This window comes from Desmospora activa DSM 45169 (assembly GCF_003046315.1).
GTDB classification, from domain to species: Bacteria; Bacillota; Bacilli; order Thermoactinomycetales; family DSM-45169; genus Desmospora; species Desmospora activa.
This window is the reverse complement of the sequence record NZ_PZZP01000002.1, coordinates 20,267-34,554: the sequence shown is the minus strand read 5'-3', so window position 1 is coordinate 34,554 and position 14,288 is coordinate 20,267. Positions and strand designations below refer to the sequence as shown.

Sequence of the window (14,288 nt, the reverse complement as noted above, 5' to 3'; positions counted from 1 at the left end):
GATCTGGAGAGAAAGCGGGGTTAAACGGGTATGAGTCAAGGGAAAAAATTGTGGCTCACGGCGCGCTTCCTTACGTTGACCGCTCTGATGGTCCTGGTTATGGCCGGTTGTCAGGAACCGACCATGTCTGTGTTGGATCCAAAGGGAACGGTTGCGGAAGAGCAGTTGAGCTTGATTCAGTTGAGTGTGTATATCATGACATTCGTCTGTGTCGTCGTGATCGGCATCTTTGTTTATGTTTTGATTCGCTTTCGCGCCAAACCGGGTGACAATAGCATCCCGGAACAGGTGGAAGGCAACATGAAACTGGAAATTTTGTGGACGGTTATTCCGATCATTTTGCTGGCGATTTTTGCGGTACCGACCGTGCAAAAAACCTTTTCCTTAGCAGAAGAGGCGCCTGCAGAGGGCGAGCCGCTGCGAGTAAAGGTGACTGCGCATCAATATTGGTGGGAATTTGAATATCCGGATCTGGGCATCACCACCGCACAGGAGATGGTGATTCCTACCGGAGAACGAGTTTACTTGGAGTTGGAGTCCAAAGACGTCATTCACTCCTTCTGGGTACCCAAACTGGCTGGTAAGCAGGATCTGGTGCCGGGGCGCACCAACACCATGTGGCTTGACGCCAAAGAACCCGGCGTCTATGCCGGTCGTTGTGCTGAACTCTGCGGGGCGAGCCACGCTTTGATGAACTTTGAAGTGAAGGCACAAGAGCCGCAGGAATTTGAACAATGGGTAGACGAACGGCAAAATCCCTCTTCCGAGCCGCAAAATGCGCAGCAAGAGGCAGGGAAAGAAGTCTTTTCCCAAAACTGCATGAGCTGCCATGCCATTGACGGTACCGCCTTTAAGACCAAGGGCGAGGAAGCACCCAATCTGACCGGCTTCGGCCACCGGGAAAAGATCGCCGGGCTGTTGGAGTTTAACGATAAAAACCTGGAAGAGTGGCTGAAAAATCCCGAGGATGTTAAACCGGGTACATATATGCCGTCTTTCGACTATCTCAGTGATGAGGATATGGACAATCTCAAGGCATACCTGAAAAGCCTGGAATGATTATTCGGCTTTAATACAGGGCTGTTGCTCCTTGATGCGACGGCCCTCGGGAATGACTGGACTAAGGAGGGAACACCTTGGCTACCATTGTGATCTTGCTTGTATTCGCCTTCTTTTTGATCGCGATCATGACAGGCGGCTACAACAAACAGTGGTTGGAACGCTTCCGGTCTCACTGGCTGTGGGATTGGATTACCACCGTCGACCACAAAAAAATCGGGATTCTCTATTTGTTGGGTGGCGGCTTCTTTTTTATCATCGGTGGACTGGAAGCGATGTTGATCCGTATACAGCTCTTTTTTCCCAATAACGACTTTATGGTTGGACGGGAATTTAACGAACTTTTGACCATGCATGGAACCACCATGATCTTCTTTGTGGCGATGCCGCTGTTGTTTGCACTGATGAACGTAGCGGTTCCGTTGCAAATCGGAGCACGGGATGTGGCGTTCCCTTTCCTAAACTCACTCGGCTTCTGGCTGTTCCTGGCCGGGGGTATTTTGATGAATCTCGGCTGGTTCTTTGGCAACGCACCGGATGCTGGTTGGACCAACTATGTTCCGATCGCAGCCAATGAATACAGCGCCGGTCCGGGGATTGAGTATTATGTGTTAGGTCTGCAGATATCAGGGATTGGTACCTTGATCGGGGGCTTAAACTTCCTGGTGACGATTATTAATATGCGTGCTCCGGGAATGTCTTTTCTGCGCATGCCGTTGTTCACTTGGACCGCGTTTGTCGCTTCCGCTCTGATCTTGTTCGCCTTCCCGGCATTGACCGCCGGACTTTTCTTGGTAATGTTTGAACGGATTTTTGGAGCGGCGTTCTTCGATGTGGCTCTTGGCGGAAATCCGGTGATCTGGCAGCATTTGTTCTGGATTTTTGGTCACCCGGAAGTGTATATTGTCATCTTGCCGGCCTTTGGAATTATGTCCGATGTGATCTCCACCTTTTCCAAGAAACGCCTCTTCGGCTATAATTCGATGGTATTTGCCGTCTTGCTGATCGGGTTCCTCGGTTTTATGGTGTGGGCTCACCATATGTTTACCGTCGGACTGGGACCGGTTCCCAACTCGATCTTCGCCATTGCTACGATGGCCATTGCTGTTCCCACCGGTATTAAAGTATTTAACTGGTTGTTTACCATGTGGGGCGGAAAAATCGAATTTACTACAGCGATGTTGTGGGCTGTTGGCTTTATCCCTACGTTTGTCTTGGGTGGGGTAACCGGTGTGATGCTGGCGAGCCCGGCGGCTGACTTCCAATTCCATGATAGCTACTTCGTGGTTGCTCACTTTCACTATGTACTGATCGGTGGTACCGTCTTTGGCCTTTTCTCCGGGGCGTACTACTGGTGGCCCAAGATGTTTGGTCACAAGTTAAACGAAACCCTGGGCAAATGGCACTTCTGGCTGTTTTTTATCGGGTTCCATCTCACTTTCTTTATCCAGCATTTTATCGGTCTGTTTGGGATGCCGCGCCGCCACTTTACCTATCAAGCGACTGACGGGTTGACGCTGCTCAACCAGATCAGTACGGTCGGAGCGTTTATGATGGCGATCGGGACGATTGTGTTGGCGATCAACATCTATATCAGCGCCAAAAAAGCGATACCCGCCGGAAACGATCCGTGGGATGCACGCACCTTGGAGTGGGCGATCTCTTCCCCTCCCCCAGAGTACAATTTTGCGCAACTGCCGCGCGTACGGGCCATGGATGCTTTCTGGCATGAAAAAATGGCCGGCAATAAAACGATGGAGCCGGCAGGTCCGTTGGAGCCGATCCATATGCCTTCTTCCACTCATCTGCCGTTCTTTATGACCCTTGGATTCTTTATCTCCGGTCTGGGATGGGTGTTCCGCTCCCTTGAAGTGGGTGTGTTGGGATTGGTGATGGTGGCGTTGGTGATGTTTACCCACTCCTTTAACCATGACCACGGCTACTACATCCCGTTGAAAGATATCAAATCCAATGATCCGAAGAAAGGGGCGAAGGCATAATGGCGAGCACGGAAACGCAACAAGCGCAGACCCATGCCGACGCACCCGTCCAATTGGAGAAAACGACACTGGAAGGCCGCAATAAGATTCTCGGCTTCTGGTTGTTTATCGGGGCGGAAACGGTTCTCTTCGCCTGTTTGTTTGGAACGTATCTCGCGCTTCAACAATCGACGGTAGGTGGACCGAACCAGGGTGAGCTGTTTAGTATCCCCTTGGTCGCATTGGCCACGGTGATTCTGTTGACCAGTAGTTTAACCAGTGTGTTGGGAATTGTAGGCATGCATCAACACAACGTGAAGAAAACCCAGTTTTGGTTTGGGGTGACGGTGCTGTTGGGGCTTGCTTTCCTCATCCTGGAGATTTACGAGTTTTATCATTATGTACATGAAGGCTTAGGGTTTACCAGCAACGCTTTTGGCTCTTCCTTCTACACCCTGTTGGGAACCCACGGGGCTCACGTGGCCTTTGGTATCGTTTGGATTACCGGTCTGATGATTCAAGTGGCAAAACAAGGCTTGACGAAAGTAACAACGCCGAAGTTATACGTTGCCAGCCTGTACTGGCACTTTGTCGATGTTATCTGGGTTTTCATCTTTACCGTCGTCTACCTGATGGGAAAGGTGGGTTAATGGATGGAAACAAAAGTAGAGACCAAACAACAGCCAACAACACAACCGGCAGCCGAAGGGGTGGGCAAACATATCGTCTCGTTTGCCGCAATGATATTGTTGACTGCAGTCGCCTTCGTCTTGGTAAGCTATGAAATGATGGCACCAAGCATGTTGATTCCGGTGATTGTGGGATTGGCGCTGGTGCAAGTCTTTTTGCAGCTGTTTACGTTTATGCACTTGGATATCAAGAAACATCGCATGACCGTTTTGTTTATGATGACAGGGCTTTTCATCGGGATATTGTGTGCGGTCGCGCTGTGGCTCTTGGAAGGTCCATTTCTATAATTTTTCATTCCCCCTCGCCTTAGAGCGAGGGGGAATGTATATCCAGAGCATGTTCACATTCTGGCCATCTTAACGGAAGGAGGAGTGTTTCATGCATCATGATCATCATCAACCCGCTTTTGATTCTTGGAGTATTGTAAGTCCGGGTGTATTGTTGATCACCATTCTGCTGGGAGTGGGATATTTTCTTCTGATCGGCCCGTGGCGGCAGAAGAGGGGATACGAGGAAACCCCTTCACTCTGGAAAAAGCGGGGCTTTGTGATCGGTTTGGCGGTGTTCTACTTTGCGCTCGGGCCGGTCAATACCTTTGCCCATGATTCCTTTAGTGCCCATATGATGGAGATGGCGTTGGTGTATATGGTAGTACCGCCGTTGATTTTATTGGGTTTGCCGTCATGGGTATACCGTCCCTTGTGGAGTACACCCAAGCGGGGAAAACTATTTCGATTTGTCACCTATCCACTGGTCACCCTGGTGATCTTTAACGGCTTTTTTTCCATGTACCATCTGCCGGTCGTATTTGATACGATTATGGCGTCTTCAGTACTGATGGCTGTCTCCCATATCGTTTTGGGAATTGCCGCTTTTATGATGTGGTGGCCTCTCACTTGTCCCGTTCCGGAAAAAGATAGGTTAAACCCGTTGCAAAAACTGGGCTATATCATCGGTGACAGTATTTTAATTACCCCGGCGTGTGCATTGATCGCCTTTTCCGATGTGTTGATGTATCAGGCGTTTCAAGAAGCCCCTGTCGCTTTTACCTTTTTAGGTGCCTTGGATGATCAGCAAATGGGTGCCGTTGTGATGAAGATCATCCAGGAGGGCGCATATGGAGCAGTGCTTGGTTACACCTTCTACCAATGGGTGAAAGAACACAAACGGAAAGAACAAGAAGAAGCGGAATCAATCCAACCGCGCGGAGAAAATGGGGATACCTCCACAATGGTGTACTGAGCGCTTCGACGTTATGTGGGATGTCGGGCTAAGCAGACGATTCCCTATTTCTTTGCAAACAGCGAGCATACTGAGGTGCAAAAACTCCTCCCTTCCTACTCTAAAGGTGGCGAACCAATAAGTTTAAACACAACATAAAGCATCACCTTACCACTTCCACAAGGAAGTGGTTTTTTGTCGTTTCCCCGTATTTCCTGGGAAATGGAGTAGATTGATTTATTTCCCTTCCTGGGCGTAACTGGATAAAAAGAATCGGCATAGGATGCTTTGTGCCGCCCATCTCGATCACATCAGTCGAGATGGTTGAGATGGATTGAGATCGGGACAGGGGGAAACGTGTGTGAAAAAGTTAATCATCCTGGCTTTGATCGGTTTTTTTGCCCAGTTGGTGGATGGTGCACTCGGGATGGCCTACGGGGTGACATCGACATCCTTACTCCTCTTTTTTGGAATCGCACCGGCGATTGCTTCCGCCTCGGTCCATATGGCGGAAGTGGTAACAACAGCGGCTTCCGGCATCTCCCACTGGAAGTTTGGCAATGTTGACCGTGTGCTTGTCAAGCGATTGATGGTCCCGGGAGCGGTGGGGGCTTTTGTCGGTGCTTGCTTTTTGAGCAATATTCCAGGGGATTTGGCTCGGCCGTTTATCTCCACTTTTCTGTTTGTGCTCGGGTTTTATGTGATTTACCGTTTTTTGTTCGCCAAACCGGCTTTGCAAAAAAAGTTGAAAAAACCAGGCAAGTGGACAATTCCACTGGGACTGTTTGCAGGCTTTGCCGATTCCACAGGCGGGGGAGGATGGGGTCCGCTTACCACACCGATCTTGATTTCCCATAAGGGGATGGAACCGCGTAAAGTGATTGGATCCGTCGATACAAGTGAGTTTGCGGTAGCCGTTGCCGCCTCAATTGGCTTTTTGATTGCCTTAGGACCGTCTCAGATCGATTGGGCATGGGTGGCGGCATTAATGATAGGGGGGGTTATCGCTGCTCCGATCGCCGCATGGTGTGTCAAATGGATTCCGCCTCAACTGCTGGGCGTATTGGTGGGAGGATTGATTATTGTCGTCAATGCCCGCACCATTTTGGACAGTACGGGCTGGATTGCGCAAACGGCATACCCCTGGGTATATGGAGTTTTGATCTTACTATGGACACTTGCAATCATCACAGCGTTTCAAAAAATCCGATCTAAGACGAAAGGAGGGAAACGATGAAGGTTTCCAGTCGCGGTGAATATGCATTGCGGGCACTGATCGTATTGGGGCGGCAAAGGGGAAGTGTTGTCTCCATTCCTACACTTTCAAAACGAATCCAGGTCGGCACTCCATATCTGGAACAAATCCTGCTCCAACTAAAAAATCTTGGTTATGTCAAGAGTCGACGGGGGGCACAGGGGGGCTATGCCATTGACAGACAGCCGGATGAAATCGTGATCGGGCAGGTGATTCGACAATTGGAAGGCCCCTTAGCCCCGATGTCATGTGTCAGTTTGACTCGGTATGAACCTTGCCCATTGGAGGAGGGATGTTTATTAAAACCGTTATGGGCGTTGGTGCGTGATACAGTCGCCCATGTGTTGGATCGAACCACGTTGGATGATCTGATCGAAGGAAAGATTTCAACCTGGAGTGAACGAAACTGACATTGATATGTGCCTACTCAGATTGATGACAAAGTGGATCCGGGGCCTCTTTCCCTCTCAACGATGGAGGACTGTCCGAATCAATTCCACCGCTACCAACCAACATCTAAAGGAAAAGCATGTGTACCGCAAAGCGAGACCCAGGAACGAAGTGACTGAGGCGAGACTAGTGCTTTGGAGTGCAAAGCGAGACCCAGGAACGATGACTGAGGCGAGACTTGTTTTGACAAGTGCTCGTTTTTTTATTTGCGGTTTCAACTAGGCAAGCAAAGGCATGTCGTTTCTTTTCGTCATGAACGAATCGGATCTTTACATATTTACGAGCAATCTTAGGAAGGATATGGATGGTTGAAGATTCCTGTGAATCCATTTTTGAGAGGAGAACCGTCCATTGAATCAGGGGACAGAAACGAAGCGAGGCGGGATCGGGGAGTCGCCGAGCGGTCTTACCACAATTCCTTTGTGGAAGGATTATTTATCCCTCGTAAAGCCTGGGATCACGTTCTCCAATCTGATGGCGATGGTGACCGGATTCGGGTTGGCTTCCGGTGGACACGGGGATCTGGTCGTGTTGATGTGGACGCTGCTGGGGACTGGATTGGTGGTAGCTGGTGGATGTGCTTGGAACAATGCACATGATCGGGATATCGACCAGTTGATGATTCGCACTCGTCTGCGCCCGGTGCCCGCCGGTCGTATCCCATGGCGACACGCCCGTCGGTTGGGGTGGTGCTTCTCATTGCTGGGAACCCTCATTCTGGGTCGGTATGTCAATGGCGAGGTTGCGCTGTGGGGAGCAGCGGGAGTGGTTTGGTATGTCCTGATCTACACAGCTTGGTTAAAACGAGTAACCCCTTGGAACACCGTTCTTGGCGGTGTGGCTGGAGCGGTCCCTCCGGTGATCGGGTGGATGGCGGTGACGGGCAAGATGGATGCACCGGCTTGGGCGCTGTTTTTGCTCTTGTTCTTTTGGCAACCGCCCCATTTTTATGCTTTGGCGTTGTTGAAGGAGGAAGAGTACCGGCGGGCGGATATTCCGATGTGGCCGGTCATACGGGGCTGGCGCGAGACATGGGAGCAGATGGCGGTATTCGGTTGTATCCTGTTACCCGTATCGTTGCTCTTTCCGACAATCGGGGTGGTTTCATGGGGATATGTGTGGATGGTATTACCCTTGGGTCTGGTCTTCGCTGGCTTGATAGTGGCGGGTCGATGGGTTAAGGATCGCGATCGCTGGGCGCAGCGCGTATTTCAATGTTCCTTGGTATATCTGGTGGGCTGGATGGTGGCAACAGTCGCCTTTGCAGGATAAGGACGAAGAGACAAATCCATTTGATATTCCTTTTAGAAAGGAGGTACGACAGGAGAAAAATTTGTTGCTAGAAGCATCTCTACAAGAGGGATGATACCGAGCAACGCTGATATTCCTTTACGCCAATAAATTGGCGAGTCTCCTGTCGGCAATTCTTATGAAGAAGCAAGGTCGACAAAATGCTGTTGTCAGCAGTCGCAAAAATAAATATCGACGCGGTTTGAGCGGATTAGCACTAATCGCCTTATCCACCGGTTGTGCCAATCAATCGATATCGGTATTGGATCCGGCAGGACCCGTAGGACGGGAACAATTAAGTCTGATCAAACTCAGCACTGGCATTATGACCTTTGTCGTGTTGGTGGTGGCGATTTTATATCTTTATGTGGTGATCCGTTATCGTGAGCGGCCGGGTCAGGAGAATGATCAGATTCCGGAACAAGTGGAAGGAAACAAAAAACTGGAGGTATTGTGGACAGTCGTACCGATTTTGTTGTTGGTGATCTTGGCGATTCCCACCATTGCCACTACCTTTCATCAAGCAAAAAAACCAGAAGAAGCGAATACGGTTCGCGTACATGTAACCGCATACCAATATTGGTGGGCGTTTGACTATCCGGAGCTCGATATAACCACAGCGAATGAAGTACACATCCCTGTAGGGCGCCCGATTGAATTGATGATGAAGTCCCATGATGTGATCCACGCTTTTTGGGTGCCCAGTCTTGGTGGAAAACAAGACGTCAATCCCGGTCGAACTGATCGTCTGGTCCTGCAGGCGGACAAGCCGGGTATCTTTGAGGGGAAATGTACCGAACTGTGCGGGGCATCCCACGCGCTGATGAATTTCCGGGTCATCGCCCATCCGGCGAAGGAATTTGATCAATGGGTCGCTTCACAAAAAAATCCTGTTTCCACCCCAACAACCAAAACCGGAACAGACGGGCAAAAATGGGTGGGCCAAAATTGTATTGGATGTCATGCCATCGAAAACGCCGGTTATCGGATCAAGGGAAAAACGGGCCCCAACCTAACCGCTTTCAGCAAGCGTACACGCATCGCCGGTGTACTGGACAATAATGAGCAAAATCTAAAAGCGTGGTTAAAAGATACCCAGGGGATTAAGCCAGGAAACCGCATGCCAGCCTTTGATCACTTGACGAATGAACAGATTGATGCGATTACACAATACCTTTTGCAATTGAAATGAGCGAGGAGGGAATGAGGGATGGCCACACTGGTTATTTTGATCGTTGTCGCACTCTTTCTGACGGCGATACTGACCGGCGGCTACAATGAACGCTACTTGGAGCGTGTACGCCAAAATTGGCTGTGGGAATGGATTACAACGGTAGATCACAAAAAAATCGGCATCCTCTATCTGATGGCCGGGGGCTTTTTTTTCACCGTTGGGGGATTGGAGGCACTGCTAATTCGCATCCAGCTCATGTTTCCCAATGGCAAGTTCATCATTGGAGATACTTTTAATCAGTTGTTGTCGATGCATGGTACCACCATGATCTTCTTGGTGTCGCTCCCCCTGTTATTTGGGTTGATGAATGTGATTGTGCCGTTGCAGATCGGGGCGCGGGATGTGGCTTTCCCCTTTATCAACTCCCTCGGCTTTTGGCTTTATTTTGTGGGCGGCTTAACACTAAATCTCAGCTGGATCTTCGGGGGGGCACCCGATGCCGGTTGGACCAGCTATGCCACTTTGGCCCTCAATGAATTTAGCCCTGGTCCCGGTGTCAACTATTATGTGCTGGGCTTGCAGATCGCAGGTTTTGGCACCTTGATGAGCGGAATCAATTTCCTGGTAACCATCATTAATATGCGCGCACCGGGAATGAGTTATCTGCGTATGCCGCTCTTCACCTGGACCAGCTTTGTCACTTCCGCCTTGATATTGTTTGCTTTTCCTCCGCTGACTGCAGGGATGTTTATGATGATGTTTGACCGTCTGTTTGAGACCAGCTTTTTTGCTACCTCTGGGGGAGGCAATTCAGTAATTTGGCAACATATATTCTGGATTTTTGGTCATCCGGAAGTGTATATTCTCGTGTTGCCCGCTTTTGGTGTCTTTTCGGACGTGATTAGTACCTTCTCCCGAAAGCGTCTGTTCGGCTATCACTCCATGGTGTTTGCGGTAGTGTTAATCGGCTTTTTAGGGTTTATGGTGTGGGTGCATCACATGTTTACCGTCGGTCTGGGGGCGATCGCCAACACCATCTTTGCCATTGCCACGATGGCGATTGCGGTTCCCACCGGGATTAAGGTGTTTAATTGGCTTTTTACCATGTGGGGCGGACGGATTCGCTTTACCACGGCGATGTTGTTTGCAGCGGGCTTTATCGTGGTGTTTGTCATGGGCGGCGTAACCGGTGTCATGCTGTCTGTGGTGCCGGCGGATCTCCAGTTTCACGACAGCTACTTTGTGGTGGCTCACTTTCACTATGTGTTAATCGGTGGTACGATCTTGGGCTTCTTTGCCGGATTGTACTATTGGTGGCCCAAAATCTTCGGCAGCTTGCTGGATGAAAAGTGGGGAAGGTGGCATTTTTGGATTTTTTACCTCGGCATGCACCTCACCTTTTTCCCACAGCATTTCTTGGGGTTGTTTGGGATGCCGCGGCGCGTCTTCACCTATGAAGCGGGATACAATTTGGAGATGAACAATTTATTGAGCAGCTTAGGTGCCTTTCTGATGACGGCAGGGATGCTCATCTTCCTGTTCAATGTGGTTCGCACCCTGACCAAAGGAAAAAAGGCCCCAGGGGATCCGTGGGACGGGCGCAGCTTGGAGTGGTCGATTCCGTCACCGCCTCCTGTCTACAATTTCCTACAAACCCCTAAAGTCCGTGGCTTAGACCCATGGTGGTTGGAAAAGAGAGAAGGAAATGATCAGATGCCGGTAGCAGAACCGCTGGGGCCGATTCATATGCCTTCCCCTAACCATCTGCCCTTTTTGATGTCCCTCAGTTTTTTCGTCTCCGGGATTGGCTTTGTCTTTCATAGTTTGGCGGTGGGTTTTATGGGTCTGGTGGGTGTGGTGATCACCTTGTATATGCGCTCATTTGAAGAAGACCATGGATACCACCTCATTCCTGAGGAACTGGAAAAGGAGGCGAAGAGCTGATGAAGATCGAGGAACAAACGGCGACAGTAGCCGGATTGCCGGCGGAACCGGAGAAGGCTACCCTTGAAGGAAAAAATAAAGTATTGGGCTTTTGGTTGTTTCTGGGGGCGGAAACCACTCTGTTTGCCACCCTGTTTGGAACCTATCTAGCCTTAAAAGGAGCCCATTTAGACGGCCCTACTCCAGGCGAGTTGTTTCAAATGCCGCTGGTGGCGACATCAACCTTGATTCTCCTCACCAGCAGTCTCACCAGCGTGTTTGCCATTATGGGCATGCATCACCATGATGTCGCCAAAATGTTGCGCTGGTTTGGCATCACGATTTTGTTGGGGTTGGCTTTCCTCGGCGTGGAGATCTATGAGTTTATCGAATACGTTCATGAAGGCCACACCTTGACCAGTAGCGCTTTCGGCTCTTCATTTTATCTGTTGCTAGGGACCCATGGGGGGCATGTATTGTTCGGGGTATGCTGGATCGCCGGACTGATGGTACAAGCCCGGCAAAAAGGGATCACCGTTCACACTGCGCCTAAATTTTATGTAGCCAGCCTCTATTGGCACTTTGTCGATGTGGTGTGGGTCTTTATTTTCTCGGTGGTTTACTTGATGGGGATGATGGCTTGAAAGGAGCAGCAACGATGGATGTGTTGTGGAAACAGTTTGCGATTGCGGAGTTGTGGAATGGAGCGCTTAACGGGTTGGTGGTCGTTGTCGCCCTTCTTTATCTAGGAATCACCGGGCGTTGGCGCCATCGTTTCCCCGATTCCACACCGGTTCCCCCTTTTCGCAAGGTGTTTTTTCTAGGCGGGTTGCTCCTATTTTATCTCACCCTGGGCAGCCCCTTGACCTGGATCGGACATGAGCTGTTTAGCGTCCATATGTTGCAGCAATCCATCCTGTATCTGGTGGTGCCGCCACTCTTGATTCGCGGGATTCCCGCTTGGCTGTGGCGAGTGCTATGGCAGAGCAAAGGATGGCGGCAGATTCTTCGTTTTGGCACCCGTCCTTTGATCGCCTTGGTACTGTTTAACGGATTGTTCTCCCTGTATCATATTCCAGTGGTTTTTGATACTTTGATGGGGTCCCGTTTTCTGCAATGGGGCAGCCATTTTGTGCTGATGGCAGCGGCGGCCTTGATGTGGTGGCCGGTGTTGTCGCCTTTGCCGGAACGGGAAACACTTACACCTCTACGGAAAATGGCGTATATCGCTGCTGCTGGTGTTTTGTTGACCCCTGCCTGCGCTTTGATCATCTTTGCCGATCATCTCCTGTTCGCTTCCTATAGCGGAGGAGAGAGCGTGTTTCACTTACTGGATCCCCGCGAAGATCAGCAACTGGGCGGCGTCATCATGAAAATCATGCAAGAGATTATCTATGCCGGTATCCTAGGCTATGTGTTTATCAAATGGATTCGCACCGAAGGGGATACCTATGGCGTGCCGGATGAGCGGGAGGGGTATCAACCGATGGGACAGAGTCACAGGCAGCGGGTGGACTGAGGTTTAGACAAAGCGATGATAAATGTGCTTGCACTATACCGTAAAAAGAGATATATTAAAACTGAACGAACGTCCGGTTTATTTTGCGGAATAGAGGGTACACAAATGGAAAAAGTGAGAAGCAAAGGCGAGAAGACGAAACGATACATTGCTGAACAGGCAAAGGTTTTGTTTGAGCAAAAAGGCTACGCAGCGACTTCGATGGAAGATATCCGCAGCGCGACCAACATCAGCAAAGGCAGCATTTACTATCATTTTAAAAGTAAAGAAGAGTTATTTCTTTTTACTATCGAGGAAGCGAACAAAGAATGGATTCAAAAGTGGCGCAAGAAAGCGGACACTGCAAAGACTGCCACGGAAAAACTTTATATATTAGGCCGCTGCTATGCCTCGGATATGCACTCATCACTGGCGCAAACTGTCCCCGAATATATCGCCTCCGAAAATGTGCAAGGGGTGATGCAGGAAAAACTGTCACACGTTATTCAGCCAGAGTATGAAGTATTCCTTGGCATGATTGAAGAGGGGATCGAACGAGGGGAGTGGAACCCGGACCAAACGGCAGAAGACTTGGCGTTTATCCTGTATAGCACGCTGACAGGGCTTTCGATCACGCAATTTTTCGGCTATGGTAAAGAGCAGTTTTACCACCTGTATGACAGTGCGATTGCAGTATTTTTAGAAGGCATTACCAAGCAATGATCCCACCCTTGGGGATCTTTCTTCTGCAAAAAATTAAACCGTACGGTCAGTTTATGGAAAATAAAAAAGAATGGGTGAGCACGCATGCAAATATTTCCAAAAGAACGGTACAAAGAAATGGTGCCATTTTTTGCGCGATTTCCCCATCAAATTATCTCTAAATCTGTACTGGCAGGTTACACAAAAGGAACGGTTTACGCCGATAAAGTGTCAACCCCAACTGCTAGCCTCCTGAATGGCTTGGGTTTCGAAATTCTCGTTGCTGGCGACGCAGGCAATCGCAGTTTTAGCGAAGAGGCCGCGGACTATATCGCCAACCAAGCTGTACCAGCGGCAAAAGAAGCAGGTGCGCCGCTTTTGACAGTTTATCCTGAAACCTATCAATGGGTACACACACTCCAAAAACGCCTTGACGAAAGGGTAGGATATATATCGAAGAAAAGTAAACAATTCTATGCCCTAAAAGCACACCAGTTCAAGAAATACCACAAAGCACTGCCCGAGTATGCTTCCTTAAGGGCAATCGACGCCGATCTGCTAAAAGACGAAACACTTTTGAACCGGGATCATTTGCAGAAATGGATCGAGACTTCCTGGACATCGATGGACGCCTTTTTCCAAAAAGGACTTGGCTATTGTGTGATTGAAGACGGCACCATTGCGCATTGGTGTCTCGCCATTTTTGCGGCAGGAGCGAAACTTGAGTTTGCCCTTATGACAGTGGATGGCTACCAAGGAAAAGGCTATGCTAAAGCTGGCGCAAGCGCATGTATGGAACAGGCGATTGCAGACGGCAAGGTACCGCTCTGGAATTGTAATAAGGAAAATGCAGCATCAATCGCTGTTGCCGAAGCGCTTGGGTTTGAAAAAAGGCGTGATTATGAGTTATTCGAAATCAAACTGTAGCGTAAATGCGCAGGGCTTTTGTTAATCGTAACTGGCTAGAACGGAGAGAAAACAATTAACCAATTTTGAAGAGTAATTTTCTAAGTTGAAAAATATGTAGATGGGGAGAAAGTAAGGAGG

General features: G+C 49.6%; 14 protein-coding genes. All 14 read left to right on the top strand.

What is annotated here, in order from left to right; translation table 11 throughout:
• The first annotated feature begins 30 nt into the window (after window positions 1–30).
• The 14 genes from coxB (C8J48_RS13485) to C8J48_RS13420 all read left to right on the top strand — a co-directional run bounded on the left by coxB (C8J48_RS13485) (window position 31) and on the right by C8J48_RS13420 (window position 14,168).
• On the top strand, window positions 31–1,059 hold the full coding sequence (gene coxB / locus C8J48_RS13485) for a cytochrome c oxidase subunit II (RefSeq protein ID WP_107727785.1): 1,029 nt from the start codon (window positions 31–33) through the stop codon (window positions 1,057–1,059).
• Between the two features lie 128 nt (window positions 1,060–1,187).
• Entirely contained in the window at window positions 1,188–3,059 is a 1,872-nt protein-coding gene (ctaD, locus tag C8J48_RS13480; RefSeq protein WP_107728234.1) for a cytochrome c oxidase subunit I, read from the top strand.
• On the top strand, window positions 3,059–3,688 hold the full coding sequence (locus tag C8J48_RS13475; protein ID WP_107727784.1) for a cytochrome (ubi)quinol oxidase subunit III: 630 nt from the start codon (window positions 3,059–3,061) through the stop codon (window positions 3,686–3,688). The genes ctaD (C8J48_RS13480) and C8J48_RS13475 overlap by 1 nt, the downstream gene beginning before the upstream one ends.
• Window positions 3,689–3,691: 3 nt before the next feature.
• A complete protein-coding gene (locus C8J48_RS13470; RefSeq protein WP_107727783.1) occupies window positions 3,692–4,015 on the top strand; it encodes a cytochrome C oxidase subunit IV family protein in 324 nt (107 codons plus the stop codon).
• Between the two features lie 91 nt (window positions 4,016–4,106).
• Complete coding sequence (locus C8J48_RS13465) at window positions 4,107–4,970, top strand: cytochrome c oxidase assembly protein (RefSeq protein ID WP_107727782.1); 864 nt, start codon at window positions 4,107–4,109, stop codon at window positions 4,968–4,970.
• 340 nt (window positions 4,971–5,310) lie between these two features.
• Window positions 5,311–6,186, top strand: a complete 876-nt coding sequence (locus tag C8J48_RS13460; protein WP_107727781.1) for a sulfite exporter TauE/SafE family protein — start codon at window positions 5,311–5,313, stop codon at window positions 6,184–6,186.
• Window positions 6,183–6,614, top strand: coding sequence for an RrF2 family transcriptional regulator (locus tag C8J48_RS13455; RefSeq protein ID WP_107727780.1), 432 nt, complete (start codon window positions 6,183–6,185; stop codon window positions 6,612–6,614). The genes C8J48_RS13460 and C8J48_RS13455 overlap by 4 nt, the downstream gene beginning before the upstream one ends.
• 391 nt (window positions 6,615–7,005) lie before the next feature.
• Window positions 7,006–7,926 carry a heme o synthase gene (gene cyoE / locus C8J48_RS13450; RefSeq protein ID WP_107727779.1) on the top strand — a complete coding sequence of 307 codons (921 nt, stop codon included), beginning with the start codon at window positions 7,006–7,008 and terminating at the stop codon, window positions 7,924–7,926.
• A 157-nt stretch (window positions 7,927–8,083) separates the two neighbouring features.
• Window positions 8,084–9,136, top strand: coding sequence for a cytochrome c oxidase subunit II (coxB, locus tag C8J48_RS13445; RefSeq protein WP_107727778.1), 1,053 nt, complete (start codon window positions 8,084–8,086; stop codon window positions 9,134–9,136).
• 18 nt (window positions 9,137–9,154) lie between these two features.
• On the top strand, window positions 9,155–11,062 hold the full coding sequence (gene ctaD, locus C8J48_RS13440) for a cytochrome c oxidase subunit I (RefSeq protein WP_107727777.1): 1,908 nt from the start codon (window positions 9,155–9,157) through the stop codon (window positions 11,060–11,062).
• The gene (locus C8J48_RS13435) at window positions 11,062–11,685 is read left to right on the top strand and encodes a cytochrome (ubi)quinol oxidase subunit III (RefSeq protein WP_107727776.1); all 624 of its coding nucleotides are present in this window, start codon (window positions 11,062–11,064) and stop codon (window positions 11,683–11,685) included. The genes ctaD (C8J48_RS13440) and C8J48_RS13435 overlap by 1 nt, the downstream gene beginning before the upstream one ends.
• Window positions 11,686–11,699: 14 nt before the next feature.
• On the top strand, window positions 11,700–12,560 hold the full coding sequence (locus tag C8J48_RS13430; protein WP_146160498.1) for a cytochrome c oxidase assembly protein: 861 nt from the start codon (window positions 11,700–11,702) through the stop codon (window positions 12,558–12,560).
• Between the two features lie 105 nt (window positions 12,561–12,665).
• The gene (locus C8J48_RS13425; protein WP_170105529.1) at window positions 12,666–13,262 is read left to right on the top strand and encodes a TetR/AcrR family transcriptional regulator; all 597 of its coding nucleotides are present in this window, start codon (window positions 12,666–12,668) and stop codon (window positions 13,260–13,262) included.
• 84 nt (window positions 13,263–13,346) lie between these two features.
• Complete coding sequence (locus C8J48_RS13420) at window positions 13,347–14,168, top strand: GNAT family N-acetyltransferase (RefSeq protein WP_107727773.1); 822 nt, start codon at window positions 13,347–13,349, stop codon at window positions 14,166–14,168.
• Window positions 14,169–14,288: the final 120 nt, after the last annotated feature.

Coding starts and splice junctions, on each gene's coding strand:
- C8J48_RS13465 (WP_107727782.1), top strand. CDS start 4,107: ATGCATCATGATCATCATCAACCCGCTTTTGATTCTTGGAGTATTGTA.
- ctaD (WP_107727777.1), top strand. CDS start 9,155: ATGGCCACACTGGTTATTTTGATCGTTGTCGCACTCTTTCTGACGGCG.
- C8J48_RS13425 (WP_170105529.1), top strand. CDS start 12,666: ATGGAAAAAGTGAGAAGCAAAGGCGAGAAGACGAAACGATACATTGCT.
- C8J48_RS13475 (WP_107727784.1), top strand. CDS start 3,059: ATGGCGAGCACGGAAACGCAACAAGCGCAGACCCATGCCGACGCACCC.
- C8J48_RS13435 (WP_107727776.1), top strand. CDS start 11,062: ATGAAGATCGAGGAACAAACGGCGACAGTAGCCGGATTGCCGGCGGAA.
- C8J48_RS13455 (WP_107727780.1), top strand. CDS start 6,183: ATGAAGGTTTCCAGTCGCGGTGAATATGCATTGCGGGCACTGATCGTA.
- ctaD (WP_107728234.1), top strand. CDS start 1,188: ATGACAGGCGGCTACAACAAACAGTGGTTGGAACGCTTCCGGTCTCAC.
- C8J48_RS13470 (WP_107727783.1), top strand. CDS start 3,692: ATGGAAACAAAAGTAGAGACCAAACAACAGCCAACAACACAACCGGCA.
- coxB (WP_107727785.1), top strand. CDS start 31: ATGAGTCAAGGGAAAAAATTGTGGCTCACGGCGCGCTTCCTTACGTTG.
- coxB (WP_107727778.1), top strand. CDS start 8,084: ATGAAGAAGCAAGGTCGACAAAATGCTGTTGTCAGCAGTCGCAAAAAT.
- C8J48_RS13430 (WP_146160498.1), top strand. CDS start 11,700: ATGGATGTGTTGTGGAAACAGTTTGCGATTGCGGAGTTGTGGAATGGA.
- C8J48_RS13420 (WP_107727773.1), top strand. CDS start 13,347: ATGCAAATATTTCCAAAAGAACGGTACAAAGAAATGGTGCCATTTTTT.